Here is a 17,944-nt window from a genome sequence, read left to right on the forward strand (position 1 = left end):
CGGCGGCTCCTCGTGGAACGCGCCGAGTCGAGCGCTGGGCCGAAATGACTTCGAATCCGAAGGCGCGGTGACTGGCCGTGACTCTAAGCGCGGGCGGGGAAGGTGGAGGAGTGTCTGGCCAAGGCTGTGACGCTCTTGTTATGACACGACGTAATGCAGAGCGGTACCTGGTGGGTGGATGTGGGCTGTTCCAGCCGATTCGCGCAGTCCACATGGTGAGAACGTGCAGGCTGCGCGTCTGGCAATTTCAGGAGTGTCGGGTGTCTTTGGTGATTACCGAACTCGTTGCTGCGGGCTACTTGAGTTGCCTCTGGGAAGCGTGCGGAGCGGATGCGCCCGGGATGGAACTGTGCGCTTGTATTGCGCCTGTATTACGCTGAGTTACGCCCAGGGAAGGGAATCCGGCGTTTGTCGGTACTTTCCCGTATCCCGTGCCAAATGTGGTGATCGCCCCCTGGGTCTGCGGTGTGAGTACGGCCTGTTGGGGCGGTCCGATCGGTCCTGCGCGGCTCAGTCGGCCGCGCGCACGCGCTCTGTGTCGCCGAGGTTCACATCCCGCAGCATGCAGGTGAGCCGTGCGGTGCAGACACGCTTGCCGGTCTCGTCGCTGATGACGATCTCGTACGTCGCCGTGGAGCGCCCCCGGTGCAGGGGTGTCGCCACGCCGGTCACGCGGCCGGAGCGGACGCCGCGGTGGTGGGTGCAGTTCAGGTCGACGCCGACGGCGATCTTGGCGCTGCCGGCGTGGAGCATGGAGCCGATGGAGCCGAGGGTCTCGGCGAGTACGGCGGAGGCGCCGCCGTGCAGCAGTCCGTACGGCTGGGTGTTGCCCTCGACGGGCATGGTGCCGACGACGCGGTCGGCGGAGGCCTCGACGATCTCCACTCCCATGCGCGTGCCCAGGTGTCCGGCCGAGAACATGGCGACGAGGTCGACGCCGAGTGCCGCGTACTCGTCTATGACCTCTTGCGGGAACTTCACGTGCTGCTGCTCGCCCATGGGCCGGCTCCGTTCGTCGTCGGTCGCATCCGACTGAGCAAACGCTCAGTCGGTCGCCGATTGTTCCAGACGTACGACGACGGACTTGCTGGCCGGGGTGTTGCTGGTGTCCGCGGTGGCGTCGAGCGGGACCAGGACGTTGGTCTCCGGGTAGTAGGCGGCCGCACAGCCCCGCGCGGTCGGGTAGTGCACGACGCGGAAGCCGGGCGCGCGGCGTTCGACGCCGTCCTGCCACTCGCTGACGAGATCGACGTACGAGCCGTCCGCGATGTGGAGTGCGCGGGCGTCCTCGGGGTGTACGAGGACGACGCGGCGGCCGTTCCTGATGCCGCGGTAGCGGTCGTCGAGGCCGTAGATCGTGGTGTTGTACTGGTCGTGCGAGCGCAGTGTCTGCAGCAGCAGCCGTCCTTCGGGCAGCCGCGGGTACTCGACCGGCGCGGCGGTGAAGTTGGCCTTGCCGGTGGCGGTCGGGAAGCGGCGCTCGTCGCGCGGGGCGTGCGGCAGGGCGAAGCCTCCGGGGTGTGCCACGCGCGCGTTGAAGTCCTCGAAGCCGGGGACCACGCGCGCGATGCGGTCGCGGATCGTGGCGTAGTCCTTCTCGAACTCCTCCCAGGGTGTGCGGGACGCGTCGCCGAGGACGCGGCGGGCCAGGCGGCTCACGATCGCCGGCTCGGACAGCAGATGCGTGCTCGCGGGCTCCAGCCGGCCGCGGGAGGCGTGCACCATGCCCATCGAGTCCTCGACGGTCACGAACTGCTCGCCACTGCCCTGCAGATCACGCTCGGTGCGCCCCAGAGTGGGCAGGATGAGCGCACGCGCGCCCGTGACGGCGTGTGAGCGGTTGAGCTTCGTCGAGACGTGCACGGTCAGCCGGGCACGCCGCATCGCCGCCTCGGTGACCTCGGTGTCGGGGGAGGCGGACACGAAGTTGCCGCCCATGGCGAAGAAGACCTTCGCCTTGTCGTCGCGCATCGCGCGGATGGCGCGTACGACGTCGTAGCCGTGTTCGCGCGGGGGTGCGAAGCCGAACTCCTTCTCCAAGGCGTCCAGGAAGGCGGGGGCGGGGCGCTCGAAGATGCCCATGGTGCGGTCGCCCTGCACGTTCGAGTGGCCGCGCACCGGGCACACGCCCGCGCCGGGGCGGCCGATGTTGCCGCGCAGGAGAAGGAAGTTGACCACCTCGCGGATGGTCGGTACGGAGTGCTTGTGCTGGGTGAGGCCCATGGCCCAGCAGACGATGGTGCGCTGGGAGGCGAGGATCATCCGGAGGGCTTCGTCGATCTGCCGCTGTTCGAGGCCGGTCGCGGTGAGCGTCTCGTCCCGGTCGGCGGCACGGGCGGCCTCGGCGAACTCCTCGAAGCCGTGGGTGTGTCGGCGTACGAAGTCCTCGTCGACCGCGCCGTCGGTGTCGAGGATCATCTTGTTGAGCAGGCGGAAGAGGGCCTGGTCGCCGCCGATGCGGATCTGCAGGAACAGATCGGTGAGCGCGGCGCCCTTGAGCATGCCCTGCGGTGTCTGCGGGTTCTTGAAGCGCTCCAGGCCCGCCTCGGGCAGCGGGTTCACGCTGATGATCTTCGCGCCGTTGGCCTTGGCCTTCTCCAGGGCGGAGAGCATGCGCGGATGGTTGGTGCCCGGGTTCTGGCCGGCGACGATGATCAGGTCCGCCTGGTAGAGGTCTTCGAGCAGGACGCTGCCCTTGCCGATGCCGATCGTCTCGGACAGCGCCGAGCCGGACGACTCGTGGCACATGTTGGAGCAGTCCGGCAGGTTGTTCGTGCCGAACTCGCGGGCGAAGAGCTGGTAGAGGAAGGCGGCTTCGTTGCTCGTCCGGCCGGAGGTGTAGAAGAGGGCCTCGTCCGGGGAGCCGAGGGCGGTGAGTTCCTCGGCGATGATGTCGAAAGCGCGCTCCCAGGTGACCGGCTCATAGCGGTCTCCCCCTTCGGGGAGGTACATGGGGTGCGTCAGCCGTCCCTGCTGGCCCAGCCAGTACCCGGAGCGGGTGGCGAGGTCGGCGACCGTGTGCGCGGCGAAGAACTCCGAGGTGACCCGGCGCAGGGTGGCCTCCTCGGCGACCGCCTTCGCGCCGTTCTCACAGAACTCCGCCTTGTGCCGGTGGTCCGGTTCCGGCCAGGCGCAGCCCGGGCAGTCGAAGCCGTTCTTCTGGTTGACGCGCAGCAGGGTCAGCGCGGTCCGCTTCACACCCATCTGCTGCTGGGCGACGCGCAGGGTGTGCCCGATGGCAGGGAGGCCCGCCGCCGCGCGCTGTGGCTCGGCGACCTGCGGCGCGTCCTGAACCGGATCACCCTGGGGCGGCTTCGTTGCCATCGAGCGCTCTCCTCTACGACTGCTGCCACTGCGTGTGTGAGGTACCTCTCCGATCCTCGCATGTGCCGGTGACAACGATCGCGGTCGATCTTGTGAAGATCGCTGCCACAGCCTGCGCAGTCCTTCTCCGCCGCACCGGCGATCAGCCGCCGCCCGGGGTTTCCGCGGCGGTGAACTCACCGCGGTCCCGACTGTCAGTGGGGCGTGGCAGGATCGTGGACGTGGCAGAAACAGCATCGAAGAAGACCGACAGCACCCCCGGCGGCGACCGCCCGCGGCTGATGCTCATGGACGGGCACTCGCTGGCCTACCGCGCGTTCTTCGCGCTGCCCGCCGAGAATTTCACGACCGCGACGGGCCAGCCGACGAACGCGATCTACGGCTTCGCGTCGATGCTGGCCAACACGCTGCGCGACGAGGCGCCCACCCACTTCGCGGTGGCCTTCGACGTCTCCCGCAAGACCTGGCGCTCCGAGGAGTTCACGGAGTACAAGGCGAACCGTTCCAAGACCCCGGACGAGTTCAAGGGTCAGGTCGAGCTGATCGGCGAACTGCTCGACGCGATGCAGGCGCAGCGCTTCGCGGTGGACGGCTTCGAGGCGGACGACGTCATCGCCACCCTCGCGACGCAGGCCGAGGCCGACGGCTTCGAAGTGCTGATCGTCACCGGCGACCGGGACTCCTTCCAGCTGGTCTCCGAGCACACCACGGTGCTGTATCCGACGAAGGGCGTCTCCGAGCTGACCCGGTTCACGCCGGAGAAGGTCTTCGAGAAGTACGGGCTGACGCCGGCGCAGTACCCCGACTTCGCGGCGCTGCGCGGCGACCCCTCCGACAACCTGCCGGGCATCCCGGGCGTCGGTGAGAAGACCGCCGCGAAGTGGATCAACCAGTTCGGTTCCTTCGCGGACCTGGTCGAGCGCGTCGACGAGGTCAAGGGCAAGGCCGGTCAGAACCTGCGCGATCACCTTGAGGCCGTCAAGCTCAACCGCCGGCTCACCGAGCTGGAGCGGCAGGTGGAGCTGCCGAAGACCGTCACCGACCTTGAGCGGGCGCCGTACGACCGCAAGGCGGTCGCGATGGTGCTGGACACCCTGGAGATCCGCAACCCGTCGCTGCGTGAGCGCCTCTTCGCCGTCGACCCCGGCGCGGAGGAGGCCGAGTCGACCCCCCTCGCCACGGACGGCGTGGAGCTGGACGGCACGGTGCTCGGCACCGGCGAGCTGGCTCCGTGGCTGGCGGAGCACGGCACCGACAGGCTGGGTGTCGCCACCGTCGACACCTGGGCGCTCGGCACCGGCTCGGTCGCCGAGGTGGCCCTGGCGGAGCCCGGGGGAGCGGCCGCCTGGTTCGACCCCGCCCAGCTGGACGAGGCCGACGAGACGGCGTTCGCCGCCTGGCTGGCCGACGCCGGCCGCCCCAAGGTGTTCCACAACGCCAAGGGTGCGATGCGGGTCTTCGCCGAGCACGGCTGGAGCGTCGACGGCGTCACCATGGACACCGCGCTCGCCGCCTACCTGGTCAAGCCGGGCCGCCGCTCCTTCGACCTGGACGCGCTGTCCCTGGAGTACCTCCACCGCGAGCTGGCCCCGGCCGCCGCGGCCGACGGCCAGCTCGCCTTCGGCACGGACGACGGCGCCGAGGCCGACGCGCTGATGATCCAGGCCCGCGCGGTCCTCGACCTCGGCGAGGCATTCGGTGAGCGGCTGACGGAGGTGGGCGCCGCGGACCTCCTGCGGGACGTGGAGCTGCCGACGTCCGCGCTGCTGGCCCGCATGGAGCGGCACGGCATCGCCGCCGACAGGATCCACCTGGAGGCGATGGAGCAGATGTTCGCCGGCGCCGTGCAACAGGCCGTGAAGGAGGCGCACGCCGCGGCCGGGCACGAGTTCAACCTGGGCTCGCCCAAGCAGCTCCAGGAAGTCCTCTTCGGCGAGCTGGCCCTGCCCAAGACCAAGCGCACCAAGACCGGCTACACCACCGACGCCGACGCGCTGGCCTGGCTCGCCACGCAGACGGAGAACGAACTGCCGGTGATCATGCTCCGCCACCGTGAGCAGGCCAAGCTGCGTGTCACCGTGGAGGGCCTGATCAAGGCGGTCGCGGCGGACGGCCGTATCCACACCACCTTCAACCAGACGGTCGCGGCGACGGGCCGTCTGTCCTCGACGGACCCGAACCTGCAGAACATCCCGGTCCGCACGGACGAGGGCCGGGCGATCCGCCGGGGCTTCGTGGTCGGCGAGGGCTTCGAGTCCCTGATGACCGCGGACTACAGCCAGATCGAGCTGCGCGTGATGGCCCACCTCTCCGAGGACGAGGGCCTGATCGAGGCGTTCACGTCGGGGGAGGACCTGCACACCACGGCGGCCTCGCAGGTGTTCGCCGTCGAGCCCACGGCGGTGGACGCGGAGATGCGCCGCAAGATCAAGGCGATGTCGTACGGCTTGGCGTACGGCCTGTCGGCCTTCGGCCTCTCCCAGCAGCTGAACATCGAGGCGGCCGAGGCGCGCGCCCTGATGGACGCCTACTTCGAGCGCTTCGGCGGGGTACGGGACTATCTGCGCCGCGCGGTCGACGAGGCACGGGCGACGGGCTACACGGCGACGCTCTTCGGGCGCCGCCGGTACCTTCCCGACCTCAACAGCGACAACCGCCAGCGGCGTGAGGCGGCCGAGCGGATGGCCCTCAACGCACCCATCCAGGGCACGGCCGCCGACATCGTCAAGATCGCCATGCTCAACGTGGACCGGGCCCTGCGCGAGGCCGGCCTCACCTCCCGCATGCTGCTCCAGGTCCACGACGAAATCGTCCTGGAGATCGCCCCGGGAGAGCGTGCCGCCGCAGAGGAACTCGTCCGCCGCGAAATGGCCACCGCCGTCCACCTCCGCGTCCCCCTGGGCGTCTCGGTGGGCGCGGGCCCGGACTGGGAGTCGGCAGCGCACTAGGGCGCGTGCCAGGCGTCGCGGGGCAGGCGGGACTTGCGAAAGTCGCCCTAGTCTCCGGCGGTCGGGCCGGGTGTCGGGTGGTTCATTGCTGACTCGGCACTCAGCCCGGCCGAAGGCGAGTCGGCGCCTGGCTCACCCTGTGGTGTTCGGCGGGCGGGACTGCAACGCGCCCCGAAGGGGCGCGGGGCTGGGTGCCGATGTGCGGCTCCGCCGCGGGGGCGCGACCAGCCCCACGACCCGCAGCCCCGATACAAGCGCGACCCGGCAGACGCTCAGGAACCCGGCCCACCCCCGGAGGGCCCGTCACCCACGTGGCCCCCGCGAACACGCCCCCGCCCCCGGCGCCCGTAAGGATGCCCGCATGGGTATACGCATGCTCAACCGCCGGACGGCATGGGCACTGGCGCAGGCGAACGCCGACGCGACCCCGTCCACGCCGCCCCCACGGGTCCCGGTCTTCTCGGCCGGCGCAAGCACCGCCCGCCTCCCCGCCGACCTCCCGGCGGTGCTGCGCGGGGCGGCCGCAAGGCTCCGGCACCGTTCCAGCGACCGCGAGCAGGCCGGCGTACAGCCAGGGCACCGGCCCGACTGGCGCCTGTGGACCGACCTGGCCCGCAGCTACCTGGCGCTGGTCCTCTCCCGGCTGCCGCGGTCGCGGCCCGTGCAGACCGTCACCGTGTTCATCGCGACCGCGTCCACCGTCAGCGGGCGGCCGGACGGCTCCGGCTCCGCTCCACCACCGCCGGGGAACCGCGCCACACCCTGACGCCGACGGCGTAGAGCAGCAGCCCGAGGACCAGGCCGGCGCCGGCCCCGAAGCACAGGGTCGGAATCAGTTCCCAGGGCTTCGCCACGGAGCCCCAGTCGCCCCACCACCTAACCGCCCGCTCCACCGCCGCCACGGCCGCACACCCGCCGATCACCGCGCCCGCTGCCCATCGGTCCCGCATCGACAGGGCAGGCACCCCCACCGGCTCGGCCGACGGTGTCCGCCGCAGCGCGCACGCCACGAACACGGCGATCACGAGCGCGGCGACCGCCGAGCCGCCGTACTGCAGGTACCAGTACAACGGCGAGCCGGCCACCTCCTCGCCCAGGACGGGAAACAGCCGCGTCCCCCACCGGTCGTGATGCGTGAACGCGTCCCACACGACATGGGTCAGCGCGCCGAGCGCGGCGGAGACGTACCACCGCGCCACCAGGGACGGCCGGACACGCGCGCGGGGCGCCCCGCAGCGCACCAGGGTGGCCACCCTGCCCTGCCGCTCCCGCGGCAGCAGCGCCACCAGAGGCTCGCGCGCCAGCAGCCACAGCCCGACGAGGGCCCACGCGAGGACCACATCGACGGTGAAGACGCCGCCGAACGAGTGGGTGACATCGCCGAATTCCATCGCTCCGGACAGGACACTCGCCGCGTAATAGGTCAAGTCGGGCGCAAAGGAGCCGGTCACGAGAACGGCCGGCACCAGCGGGCCGCGGCCGGTGCCGTCGGTGCGCACGGCGGGCAGCACGGCCGCCGCATGGCTCAGCGTGAACGGCAACTGCATCCCCCGCGACGGACGTTGGCGGACCTGCCGGTCCCGTTGATCATCGGTGTCCAGTATGCGGGATGACCGGTGCGGCCGTAGCGGCCCGACGACATATGGCCAACCGGTCAAGACCCGGCTCGAACGGGTGCCCGTGCAAAGAAAGTTGCCGTAGGGTCACCTGAGTCGGCATACCCAGGGGCGTGACCGACCCCATCAACAGAACACCGGCGGGCCCCGCAAGGGCAACCGCCGCGGCGGGCCGATCGTCCCCCGGGACGGGCACAGCAGTCGGAGAAGGGCGCGAGGCGCCCACGGGAGGGGTTCACTTTATGGCGGCGCAATTCGGCAGGAGGCTGCGCGCAGGTGCGGCGACGACAGCCGCGGCCGCATTGGCGGTCGCAGCGCTGTCGGCGTCCCAGGCTCCGGGCGTCACGGTCGACGACTCCGGCAGACGGACCGCCGGCGAGGCCCAGTCCGCCCCCGACGCGGCGCCCCCCGAGGAGAGCGCGACCGGCAACTCGCCGTACTACACGGACCTGCCGCCGCTCAACACCCCCAGCCCGACGCCGACCATCGGCACCCCCGCCTCCCGCGGCGATTCGGAGGCGGGCATTCCCGCCACCGTCCTGGACGCCTACCAGCAGGCCGCGGCGGCCCTGCAGGAGTCCAAGCCCGGCTGCAACCTGCCCTGGGAACTCCTCGCCGCCATCGGCCAGGTCGAGTCGGGTCACGCCCGCGGCGGACGCGTCGACTCCGCCGGCACCACCACCAGCCCGATCCTCGGCCCGCAGCTCAACGGCGACGGCTTCGCGAACATCAGCGACACCGACGGCGGCGCCTACGACGGCGACAGCTCCTACGACCGTGCCGTCGGGCCCATGCAGTTCATCCCGTCCACCTGGTCGTGGGCGGGCCGCGACGGCAACGGCGACGGCGAGGAGGACCCGAACAACGTCTACGACGCCGCGCTCGCCGCCGGTCACTACCTGTGCCGCTACGGCTGGGACCTGTCCACCGAGTCCGACCTCAACAGCGCGATCCTCAGCTACAACAACTCGCAGGACTACCTGAACACGGTCCTGTCGTGGCTGGACTACTACCGCAAGGGCACCCACGAGATCCCGGACGGCACGGGCACGCTGCCGAGCGACCGCAGCGACGGCACCAGCGGGGCGAGCCCCGACCCGTCGCCGACGCCGCCGGGCACCACGTCGCCGACCCCGACGCCGCCCGCGAGCGAAGGCGGCGGCTCCCAGAGCCCGAGCCCCACGCCGCCGTCGGGCTCGCCGAGCGACCCGACCACCCCGACCACCCCGAGCACCCCCACCGACACGGTGGACCACCTGGAGGACGCGGGCACCGCCACGCTCACCGCTCAGGCGGGCGACGCGTTCACCCAGAAGATCAGCACCCGTGCCGAGACCGCGGACGGCGAGGCGGTCGGCAAGGTCAGGATCCGCTTCACGATCACCGGCGACTCCGACGCCACCTTCACCGGCGGCGAGAGCGTGGCCACGGTCCTCACCAACGACTCCGGTGTCGCCGTCGCCCCGGCGCTGAAGGCAGGCGAGGAGACGGGCGACTTCACCGTCCGCGCCACCGTCGTCGGCCGCACGGTCAGCGCCCTCAGCTACTCGGCCACCGTCACCGAACGCGTGGCCGACGCCCTCACCCGCACCAGCAGCACTGCTGTGACCTGCCCGGTCGGCGGCGAGTTCGCCGAGCAGGTCGAGGTGAAGGCGACGTACCAGGGCGAGGCCGCGGACGACGTCGCCGCCACCGCCACACTGGTCACGTCGGACCTCGACCCGTCCGAGAACGACAAGGGCCCCTACTTCAAGGACGCGAACGGCGCGACCGTACGCACCCTGACCGGTCTGAAGACCGACGCGAACGGGCTGCTGACGCTGCCGAAGCTGTACGCGGACGACACCGCCGGCACGTTCCTGCTCCGCATCGAGACGGCGGGCGGGGCGACGCTCACGGTCGAGTTGACGGTGGAGGCGGCCGCGGAGACGTCCTCCCCGAGCCCGTCGGCCAGCCCCAGCGCGTAACCTTTCGTCCCCGTTCTCACAAGTTCACACGGCTTTCTGCCACTTCACACGGCTTTCTACGACGACGACGGCGCCCCTTCGCCGAGGGGGCGCCGTCGTTGTGTGTGCAACGTGTTCTCATCTCACTCGCCCGTTGCTACCGTGCCGGACCTGACGATGTATCAGTTCCGCCTGTCGGGAGGCGTCCGCATGCGCGCCCTGATCGCCGCCGCGACCGGTCTCGCCGTCGCTCTGGCCCTCGTACTCACCATCACGGCGCTGGGCTCGCCCACGGGCGAGACCTCCCCGAAGCCGCTCCTGACAACGGTGCCCGCACACCCCTGACCACCCGGGAGGGAGGCCGAGATGCGCCGCAAGGCCAGCCTGATCCTGCTCGCCCTCGCCGTGTTCTTCGCGGCGCTGTCCCCCCTGCTGCGCTGGTACGCCTTCCCTCGCCTGGCCAAGATCCCGCCGAACCAGTACCAGGACATGGTCCTGGAGGCGAAGGACGCGACCCTCCTCGACTACGCCACGATGCAGGCGCGCAAGGTCCCCAAGGTCACCATCGTGCAGACCCTCAAGGGCAACGTGGAGGAGTCCGAGAAGATCGAGAAGACCGCGGGCAAGGACGTCGTCGTCTGGGACGGGCTGTCGTACGTCGTCGGCCCCGACGGCGAGATGGTCTCCCAGATCCCCGAGCGCTACATCTTCGACGCCCACACCCAGGAACCCGTCCACGCCACGGGCGAGATGGTCGACGGCGACCCGGTGCGCCGGGACGGCATCGAGTTCAAGTGGCCGTTCCTGACGGAGAAACGGGACTACGAGTACTTCGACGCGCAGGCGCGCGTCACGGCGCCGATCCACTACAAGGGCACACGGGACTTCCGCGGCGTCGACGTCTACTACTTCGAGCAGACCATCCCGTGGACGAAGGTGCCGATGCCCAAGACGATGCCGGTCGAAGGCGTCACACCGGAATCGATCGCCGAGACCGGCACCACCCGCTGGTACACCACCGTCCGCAAGTTCTGGGTCGAACCCCTCACCGGCGCCCCCGTCTACGGCGAGGAGATCCACGAGGAGGAACTGCGCGGCGGCACCCTGCTCGGCGACCGCGACAAGGTGACGGCGTTCGCCGGGCACGTGAAGATGCGCGAGGACTACATCAAGTCCACCGTGGACCTGGTCAACTCCAACCGCACCCTGGTCCTGCTGATGACGTCGTACCTGCCGTGGGGCTTCCTCATCCTCGGCGCCCTGCTGCTGGCCCTCTCCCTCTACCTTGAGGCGCGCAGCCGCCGCCCGGCCGACCCGGCGGGCGTGGAGACGGCGGCACCGGAGCCGGTCAGCGCCTGAGCCGGGCGTTGGTGTGCCGGGTCGGCTCGGCGGTGGCGGGGTCCTCGGGCCACGGATGCTTCGGATACCGGCCGCGCAGCTCCGCCCGTACGCCGTTGTAGCCGTCCCTCCAGAAGGACGCCAGGTCAGCGGTGACGGCAGCGGGCCGTCCGGCGGGCGAGAGCAGATGCACGAGCACCGGCACACCGGCGAGGCCCGGCGACTCCTGGAGGCCGAACATCTCCTGCAACTTCACGGCGAGGACAGGCCGTTCCGGATTGGAGTAGTCGATCCGGATTCTGGACCCACTGGGTACGGTGATGCGCTCGGGGGCGAGTTCGTCGAGCCGCGCGGCATCGCCGGAGGCCCAGGGCAGCAGCCGGGTGAGCCCCGCTCCGGCGTCGATACGAGCGAGATCCGCACGGCGCCGCGCACGGCCCAGCTCCGGCTCCAGCCACTCCTCCACGCGCGCGTGCAGCGCATCGTCGGAGACGTCGGGCCACGGCTCACCGAGGTGCAGACGCAGAAAGGCGAGCCGCTGCCGCAGTACGTCGGCGTCCGGCGTCCAGCGCAGCAGGGCGAACCCCTCCTGCCGCAGCCCGTCGAGAAGGGCGTTGCGTACGAGAACGGAGTCGGGGTTGTCGAGCGGCCGCACCGCCAGTTCGATGGCGCCGAGCCGCTCCACCAGTCGTGCGACGACATCCCCGTCGGCCCAGTGCACCTCGTGGTCCTCGGAATACAGTGACGCCGCCGCAGACCTGGCCGTGTCCTCGTCCACCGGGGCGGCGAGCTGCACGCGCGCGTGCCCCTTGCCGATGGGCCGGTCCGCCGCGGCCACGGCGATCCAGCCGACGCCGCGGAGCCCGGTGTCCGCACCGAGTTCGGCGCGGGTCCCGGAGGCCATCAGCCAAGAACCGCCGTCCACCTTTGCGACCCGCTCGGGAAACGCGAGGGCGGTGACCAGCCCGACGAGACGGTCATCGCCGTCGCCGGCGGACGGGTGGGAAACCCCTTCCGACGCGGCCCGCAGCCGCCGCACCTCCGCCCGCCACCGACCCGCATAGGCGTCACCGCCACGCCGGGCGGTGCGCAGCGCAGCCGCCAGATCATCCCCGTAGTCCCGCGGCACCTCTTCGGAAAGCAGCGCCACGACCTCCGCGCCCCCACCAGGGGCGTCCAGCAGGGCCCGCCCCAGTCGCGGATGCAACCCCAGCCGCGCCAGCCGCCGGCCGCGCTCCGTGGCCCGCCCGGCCGAGTCCACCGCCCCGATCGCCGACAGCACGGCCCGCGCCGCCGCCATCGCCCCGCCCGGCGGGGGATCCAGCAGCGCCAGTCCGGAGGCCTCAGGATCGCCCCAGCACGCCGCCTGCAGGGCGAACGCCGTCAGGTCGGCCACCTTGATCTCCGGCGACGGGAAACGCGGCAGACGCGCATCCTCGGCCTCCGCCCAGCACCGGTACACCGCCCCCGGCGCCTCACGTCCGGCCCGCCCCGCCCGCTGCCGCCCGGCCGCCCGCGAGGCCCGAAGCGTCGTCAGCGCGCTCAGCCCGCGCGCGTGATCGACCCGCGGCTCCCGCGTCAGCCCCGAGTCGACGACCACCCGCACACCGGGAACCGTCAGCGAGGACTCGGCCACGGACGTCGCCAGCACCACCCGGCGCCGTACTCCGGAAGACAGCACGGCGTCCTGCACCGCCGCCGGCGCCCGCCCGTGCACCTGAAGCACCTCGACGTCACCCAGACCCCCCAATTGCCCGGCCACGCGCGCGATCTCCCCGACACCCGGCAGGAAACACAGCACGTCCCCGGACCGCTCGGCCAGCGCCCGCCGCACCACCGACGCCACATGCGTGAGCAGCGCCGGGTCGACGCGCATGCTGTGCGGCGGGCGTACCGGACGTACGGGTGGCGCCCACACCACATCCACCGGAAACGAGACCCCCTCGGCCTCGACCACCGGCGCCCCGCCGAGCAGCCGCGCCCACCCCTGGGCGTCGGTCGTCGCGGACGCGGCCACCAGCCGCAGCTCCGGCCGCAGCGTCTCCCGCACGTCCCACAGGAACGCCGCCACCGTGTCCGCGTCCAGATGCCGCTCATGGCACTCGTCGAGGACCACGGCGTCCACGCCCGCAAGCTCCTGGTCGCGCTGCAGCCGCTGCAACAGCACACCGGTCGTGACGACCTCCACGCGCGCGCGTGGCCCCACGACCCGCTCCCCGCGCACGGTGTAGCCGACGCTGTCACCGGCCTTCTCGCCCAGCAGCCACGCCATCCGCCGCGCCGCCGCACGGGCCGCGATCCGCCGCGGCTCGGCGACGATCACGCGACGCACGGGACCGTCCCCGAGCAGTCCGGACAGCGCGAGCGGCACGAGGGTCGTCTTGCCCGTGCCGGGCGGCGCCACGAGGACCGCCGTGCCGTGCGCGTCCAGGGCGTCGTCCAGCGCGGGCAGGGCGCCACGTACCGGCAGCGCGTCCAGGGCGTCGTAACGGATCACGCGCTCAGTCTCTCCCCCAGCCTCCGGCCGGGGGTGCCCCCATCTCGCTTCGCTCGCACACGAAGATCGCCGTGCCCGGGATCAGATTCCCCCGCAGCGGCGACCAGCCGCCCCACTCCGAGGTGTTCCACTCCGGCCACTCCGGCTCCACCAGGTCCACCAGACGGAAGCCCGCCGCCACGACGTCGCGTACCCGGTCGCCGAGCGTGCGGTGGTGCTCGACGTAGACCGCGCCGCCCGTCTCGTCCTGCTCGACGTACGGCGTGCGGTCGAAGTAGGACGCGGAGACGGACAGGCCCTCCGGGCCCGGCTCGTCGGGGAAGGCCCAGCGGATGGGGTGGGTGACCGAGAAGACGAAGCGTCCGCCGGGCCGCAGCACCCGTCGCACCTCGCGCAGCACCAGCACCGGATCGGCCACGAAGGGCAGCGCCCCGTACGCCGAGCACGCCAGGTCGAAGGAGGCGTCGGCGAAGGGCAGCGCGCCCGCGTCCGCCTGCACCAGCGGGAACGCGGCGCCGATCCGCAGCGCGTGCTGGAGCTGGCGGTGGGAGAGGTCCAGGGCCACCGGGCGGGCGCCCTGGGCGGCCAGCCAGCGCGCGCACTGGGCCGCGCCGGCGCCGATCTCCAGGACGGCCTTGCCCTTCAGCTCCTCCGACGGGCCGAGCAGCTCCGCCTCCACCTCGTCGAGGCCTTCAGGGCACCACACGAACCTGTCGTCCCCGAGGAACGTGCCGTGCTCGGTCTGATATTCGTCCGCGTTGCGGTCCCACCAGCCCCGGTTGGCCCGGGCGCTCTCCGCGACACCGGCGTCACGTCGGGTGGCTTCCGGCTCGAACGCATCGGGCTCTTGGATGATCGGCTCCCTCGTATTAGTCTGCGGGCTCTTCCGTCCAACCCGTCGCGGTGGTGTCACGCGAGGGGCTCCTTGGGCCATGCGTGGCCTCAAGAGACACGTATTGTGCCGGGTATGCGGCGATCCGCCCCGGGTGTGCGCCTTCGCGCATTGACCCTGTCCTGCTGCCCCCGTATGCTACAAGTTGCGCTGCGGGCCTGCGCACCTCAGACGTAGCAGGCTGCGCTCGCATCTGTTGTATGTCCCCTCGGTTGTCGAGGCGCCACCAGCGTTTTCGGTGGCGCTTCCTAGGCTGTCCGGCTTCTGCAGAGCGAAACGGGCTCCCGGCGTAACGCAGTACCTACGACTTCAATGTCCGTACCGGAGCCCTTTCCCACATGACGAGCAGCACCGAGACCACCGCCACCACCCCGCAGGTAGCGGTCAACGACATCGGTAACGAGGAAGCCTTCCTCGCCGCGATCGACGAGACGATCAAGTACTTCAACGACGGCGACATCGTCGACGGCGTCATCGTGAAGGTCGACCGGGACGAGGTCCTGCTCGACATCGGTTACAAGACCGAAGGCGTTATCCCGAGCCGCGAGCTCTCGATCAAGCACGACGTCGACCCGAACGAGGTCGTCGCCGTCGGTGACGAGATCGAAGCCCTTGTTCTCCAGAAGGAGGACAAGGAAGGCCGCCTGATCCTCTCGAAGAAGCGCGCCCAGTACGAGCGTGCCTGGGGCACCATCGAGAAGATCAAGGAAGAGGACGGGATCGTCACCGGTACCGTCATCGAGGTCGTCAAGGGTGGTCTCATCCTCGACATCGGCCTCCGTGGCTTCCTCCCGGCCTCTCTGGTCGAGATGCGCCGCGTTCGCGACCTCCAGCCCTACGTGGGCAAGGAGCTCGAAGCCAAGATCATCGAGCTGGACAAGAACCGCAACAACGTGGTCCTGTCCCGCCGTGCCTGGCTGGAGCAGACCCAGTCCGAGGTCCGCCAGACGTTCCTCACGACCCTCCAGAAGGGTCAGGTCCGTTCCGGTGTGGTCTCCTCGATCGTCAACTTCGGTGCCTTCGTGGACCTGGGTGGCGTCGACGGTCTGGTCCACGTCTCCGAGCTGTCCTGGAAGCACATCGACCACCCCTCCGAGGTTGTCGAGGTCGGCCAGGAAGTCACCGTCGAGGTCCTCGACGTCGACATGGACCGCGAGCGTGTCTCCCTGTCGCTGAAGGCGACCCAGGAAGACCCGTGGCAGCAGTTCGCCCGCACCCACCAGATCGGCCAGGTCGTGCCCGGCAAGGTCACGAAGCTGGTTCCGTTCGGAGCGTTCGTCCGCGTGGACGAGGGCATCGAGGGTCTGGTCCACATCTCCGAGCTGGCCGAGCGCCACGTGGAGATCCCGGAGCAGGTCGTCCAGGTCAACGACGAGATCTTCGTCAAGGTCATCGACATCGACCTTGAGCGCCGTCGCATCAGCCTCTCGCTGAAGCAGGCAAACGAGTCCTTCGGCGCCGACCCGGCCTCCGTCGAGTTCGACCCGACGCTGTACGGCATGGCCGCGTCGTACGACGACCAGGGCAACTACATCTACCCCGAGGGCTTCGACCCCGAGACCAACGACTGGCTCGAAGGGTACGAGAAGCAGCGCGAGGAGTGGGAGCGCCAGTACGCCGAGGCGCAGCAGCGCTTCGAGCAGCACCAGCAGCAGGTCATCAAGTCCCGCGAGGCGGACGCTGCGGCGGCTGCCGAGGGTGGCGACGCTGCGGGTGCCGCTCCGGCCGCGTCCGGTGGCGGTTCGTACTCCTCCGAGGGCCCGGACAACTCCGGCGCGCTGGCCTCGGACGAGGCGCTTGCCGCGCTGCGGGAGAAGCTGGCGGGCGGCCAGAGCTGATCGCCTGCCGCTGAGGCTCAGCGGTTGACTGAGGGGCCGCACCTTTCGAGGTGCGGTCCCTCAGTGTCGTGCATCTACGTCGTGCATCTACGTCGTGCATCTACGTCGTGCATCTACGTCGTGCATCTACGTCGTACATCTACGTCGTACATCTACAACGAGTCGGCCGGGATGGTCGAGTCGATGCGCTGTCGCACGGCCAAGGCCGATGTCTACGGGTGTGTCGCGGAGTTGCTCGCCAAGGCCACCGACAGGGGTGCCCTCGACAAGGAGTTGGCGGCCACCGACCGGGAGCGGCGTTGAACGAGCTCACCGGACGCGTCTGGTTCGCCGGGGACTGGCTCAGCCACACCGACGGCTGGCACACGGCGCGTTCACCTCCGCCCGGAAGGCCGTAACAGCCTCCACGCGCGCGTGCTGTCCTCGTGAACCACTGGGCCGGCGATGGATCACGCCCAGCGGCGGCGTATGAAAAGAGGGTGAGGGAGGCCTGATCAGGGACACGGGTGGGAATGCCCGTGTCCTGGGCTGCGTTGTGCAGTACGAACACGAGGAGGAGCGGTCACAGTGCTTGATCCGCAGGGTTTGTACGCATGGGAGCCGAAGGGCCTGGCCGTCGTCGACGTGGCGCTGGCCCAGGAGTCGGCCGGCCTTGTCATGCTCTACCACTTCGACGGTTACATCGACGCGGGCGAAACCGGCGACCAGATCGTCGACCGGGTCCTCGACTCACTGCCCCACCAGGTCGTCGCCCGCTTCGACCACGACCGGCTCGTGGACTACCGTGCGCGCCGTCCGCTCCTGACCTTCCGGCGCGACCGCTGGACCGACTACGACGTGCCCGGCATCGAGGTGCGGCTCGTCCAGGACGCGACGGGGGCGCCCTTCCTGCTGCTGTCCGGGCCCGAGCCGGACGTGGAGTGGGAGCGCTTCGCCGCGGCCGTGCAGCAGATCGTGGAGCGGCTCGGCGTGCGCCTGGCCGTGAACTTCCACGGCATCCCCATGGGCGTCCCGCACACCCGCCCGGTCGGCCTCACCCCGCACGGCAACCGCACCGACCTGGTCCCCGGCCGCAGCAGCCCGTTCGACGAGGCGCAGGTGCCGGGCAGCGCCGAGGCGCTGCTGGAGTACCGCCTCATGGAGGCCGGTCACGAGGTCCTGGGCGTCGCCGCGCACGTGCCGCACTACATCGCGCGTTCCCCCTACCCTGATGCCGCGCTGACCGTCCTGGAGGCCATCACGGCAGCGACCGGACTGGTCCTCCCGGGCATCGCGCACGCCCTGCGCACGGACGCCCATCGTACGCAGACCGAGATCGACCGGCAGATCCAGGAGGGCGACGAGGAACTGGTCGCCCTCGTCCAGGGCCTGGAGCACCAGTACGACGCCGCCGCGGGCGCCGAGACGCGGGGCAACATGCTTGCCGAACCCATGGACATTCCGTCGGCGGACGAGATCGGGCTGGAGTTCGAGCGCTTCCTGGCGGAGCGGGAGGGCGACACCTGACCCGGTGCGCTGTCAGCGGCAGGCCCTAAGCTGCCGTTC

General features: G+C 70.7%; 12 protein-coding genes and 1 pseudogene. 8 read left to right on the forward strand and 5 right to left on the reverse strand.

The window, feature by feature from the left end; translation table 11 throughout:
• Positions 1 to 510: 510 nt before the first annotated feature.
• Together GFH49_RS09070 and GFH49_RS09075 are read right to left on the reverse strand one after the other, a co-directional pair.
• Positions 511 to 999, reverse strand: coding sequence for a hotdog fold thioesterase (locus GFH49_RS09070; RefSeq protein WP_155055289.1), 489 nt, complete (start codon positions 997 to 999; stop codon positions 511 to 513).
• Positions 1,000 to 1,044: 45 nt separating this feature from the next.
• On the reverse strand, positions 1,045 to 3,324 hold the full coding sequence (locus GFH49_RS09075; RefSeq protein WP_155055290.1) for an FdhF/YdeP family oxidoreductase: 2,280 nt from the start codon (positions 3,322 to 3,324) through the stop codon (positions 1,045 to 1,047).
• 221 nt (positions 3,325 to 3,545) lie between these two features.
• On the opposite strand from GFH49_RS09075, the gene polA reads away from it, so the two are divergent.
• Positions 3,546 to 6,272 carry a DNA polymerase I gene (gene polA / locus GFH49_RS09080; RefSeq protein WP_155055291.1) on the forward strand — a complete coding sequence of 909 codons (2,727 nt, stop codon included), beginning with the start codon at positions 3,546 to 3,548 and terminating at the stop codon, positions 6,270 to 6,272.
• 361 nt (positions 6,273 to 6,633) lie between these two features.
• A complete protein-coding gene (locus tag GFH49_RS09085) occupies positions 6,634 to 7,038 on the forward strand; it encodes a hypothetical protein (RefSeq protein WP_155055292.1) in 405 nt (134 codons plus the stop codon).
• Here GFH49_RS09085 and GFH49_RS09090 read toward each other — a convergent pair.
• Complete coding sequence (locus tag GFH49_RS09090) at positions 6,974 to 7,813, reverse strand: DUF4184 family protein (protein WP_155055336.1); 840 nt, start codon at positions 7,811 to 7,813, stop codon at positions 6,974 to 6,976. The two genes, GFH49_RS09085 and GFH49_RS09090, sit on opposite strands and share 65 nt — an antisense overlap.
• Before the next feature lie 317 nt (positions 7,814 to 8,130).
• On the opposite strand from GFH49_RS09090, the gene GFH49_RS09095 reads away from it, so the two are divergent.
• From GFH49_RS09095 to pgfA, 3 genes are all read left to right on the forward strand, one after another.
• A complete protein-coding gene (locus GFH49_RS09095; RefSeq protein WP_155055293.1) occupies positions 8,131 to 9,855 on the forward strand; it encodes a lytic transglycosylase domain-containing protein in 1,725 nt (574 codons plus the stop codon).
• A gap of 189 nt (positions 9,856 to 10,044) precedes the next feature.
• A complete protein-coding gene (locus GFH49_RS09100; protein ID WP_155055294.1) occupies positions 10,045 to 10,179 on the forward strand; it encodes an SPW_0924 family protein in 135 nt (44 codons plus the stop codon).
• Positions 10,180 to 10,200: 21 nt separating this feature from the next.
• Positions 10,201 to 11,193 carry a cell envelope lipid trafficking protein PgfA gene (gene pgfA, locus GFH49_RS09105; protein ID WP_155055295.1) on the forward strand — a complete coding sequence of 331 codons (993 nt, stop codon included), beginning with the start codon at positions 10,201 to 10,203 and terminating at the stop codon, positions 11,191 to 11,193.
• Here pgfA and hrpB read toward each other — a convergent pair.
• Positions 11,183 to 13,669, reverse strand: a complete 2,487-nt coding sequence (gene hrpB / locus GFH49_RS09110) for an ATP-dependent helicase HrpB (RefSeq protein WP_155055296.1) — start codon at positions 13,667 to 13,669, stop codon at positions 11,183 to 11,185. The genes pgfA and hrpB overlap by 11 nt on opposite strands.
• Before the next feature lie 4 nt (positions 13,670 to 13,673).
• Positions 13,674 to 14,582, reverse strand: a complete 909-nt coding sequence (locus GFH49_RS09115) for a class I SAM-dependent methyltransferase (RefSeq protein WP_230396211.1) — start codon at positions 14,580 to 14,582, stop codon at positions 13,674 to 13,676.
• Positions 14,583 to 14,899: 317 nt separating this feature from the next.
• Between GFH49_RS09115 and rpsA the strand changes: the two genes are divergently transcribed.
• From rpsA to GFH49_RS09130, 3 genes and pseudogenes are all read left to right on the forward strand, one after another.
• On the forward strand, positions 14,900 to 16,399 hold the full coding sequence (rpsA, locus tag GFH49_RS09120; protein ID WP_155055298.1) for a 30S ribosomal protein S1: 1,500 nt from the start codon (positions 14,900 to 14,902) through the stop codon (positions 16,397 to 16,399).
• Positions 16,400 to 16,546: 147 nt separating this feature from the next.
• Positions 16,547 to 16,696: pseudogene (locus GFH49_RS09125) on the forward strand (amino acid oxidase); the annotation flags it as partial.
• A gap of 270 nt (positions 16,697 to 16,966) precedes the next feature.
• Positions 16,967 to 17,905: a PAC2 family protein gene (locus GFH49_RS09130; protein WP_155055299.1), complete on the forward strand. Its 939-nt coding sequence runs from the start codon at positions 16,967 to 16,969 to the stop codon at positions 17,903 to 17,905.
• The last annotated feature ends 39 nt before the right edge of the window (positions 17,906 to 17,944 follow it).

Origin of the sequence: Streptomyces blattellae (assembly GCF_009709555.1) — a bacterium.
Taxonomy (GTDB): domain Bacteria; phylum Actinomycetota; class Actinomycetes; order Streptomycetales; family Streptomycetaceae; genus Streptomyces; species Streptomyces blattellae.

Bases quoted from the DNA above. Each gene is read 5' to 3' on its own strand.
- GFH49_RS09075 (WP_155055290.1), bottom strand. From the start codon at position 3,324: ATGGCAACGAAGCCGCCCCAGGGTGATCCGGTTCAGGACGCGCCGCAG.
- GFH49_RS09095 (WP_155055293.1), top strand. From the start codon at position 8,131: ATGGCGGCGCAATTCGGCAGGAGGCTGCGCGCAGGTGCGGCGACGACA.
- GFH49_RS09070 (WP_155055289.1), bottom strand. From the start codon at position 999: ATGGGCGAGCAGCAGCACGTGAAGTTCCCGCAAGAGGTCATAGACGAG.
- GFH49_RS09085 (WP_155055292.1), top strand. From the start codon at position 6,634: ATGGGTATACGCATGCTCAACCGCCGGACGGCATGGGCACTGGCGCAG.
- rpsA (WP_155055298.1), top strand. From the start codon at position 14,900: ATGACGAGCAGCACCGAGACCACCGCCACCACCCCGCAGGTAGCGGTC.
- pgfA (WP_155055295.1), top strand. From the start codon at position 10,201: ATGCGCCGCAAGGCCAGCCTGATCCTGCTCGCCCTCGCCGTGTTCTTC.
- GFH49_RS09100 (WP_155055294.1), top strand. From the start codon at position 10,045: ATGCGCGCCCTGATCGCCGCCGCGACCGGTCTCGCCGTCGCTCTGGCC.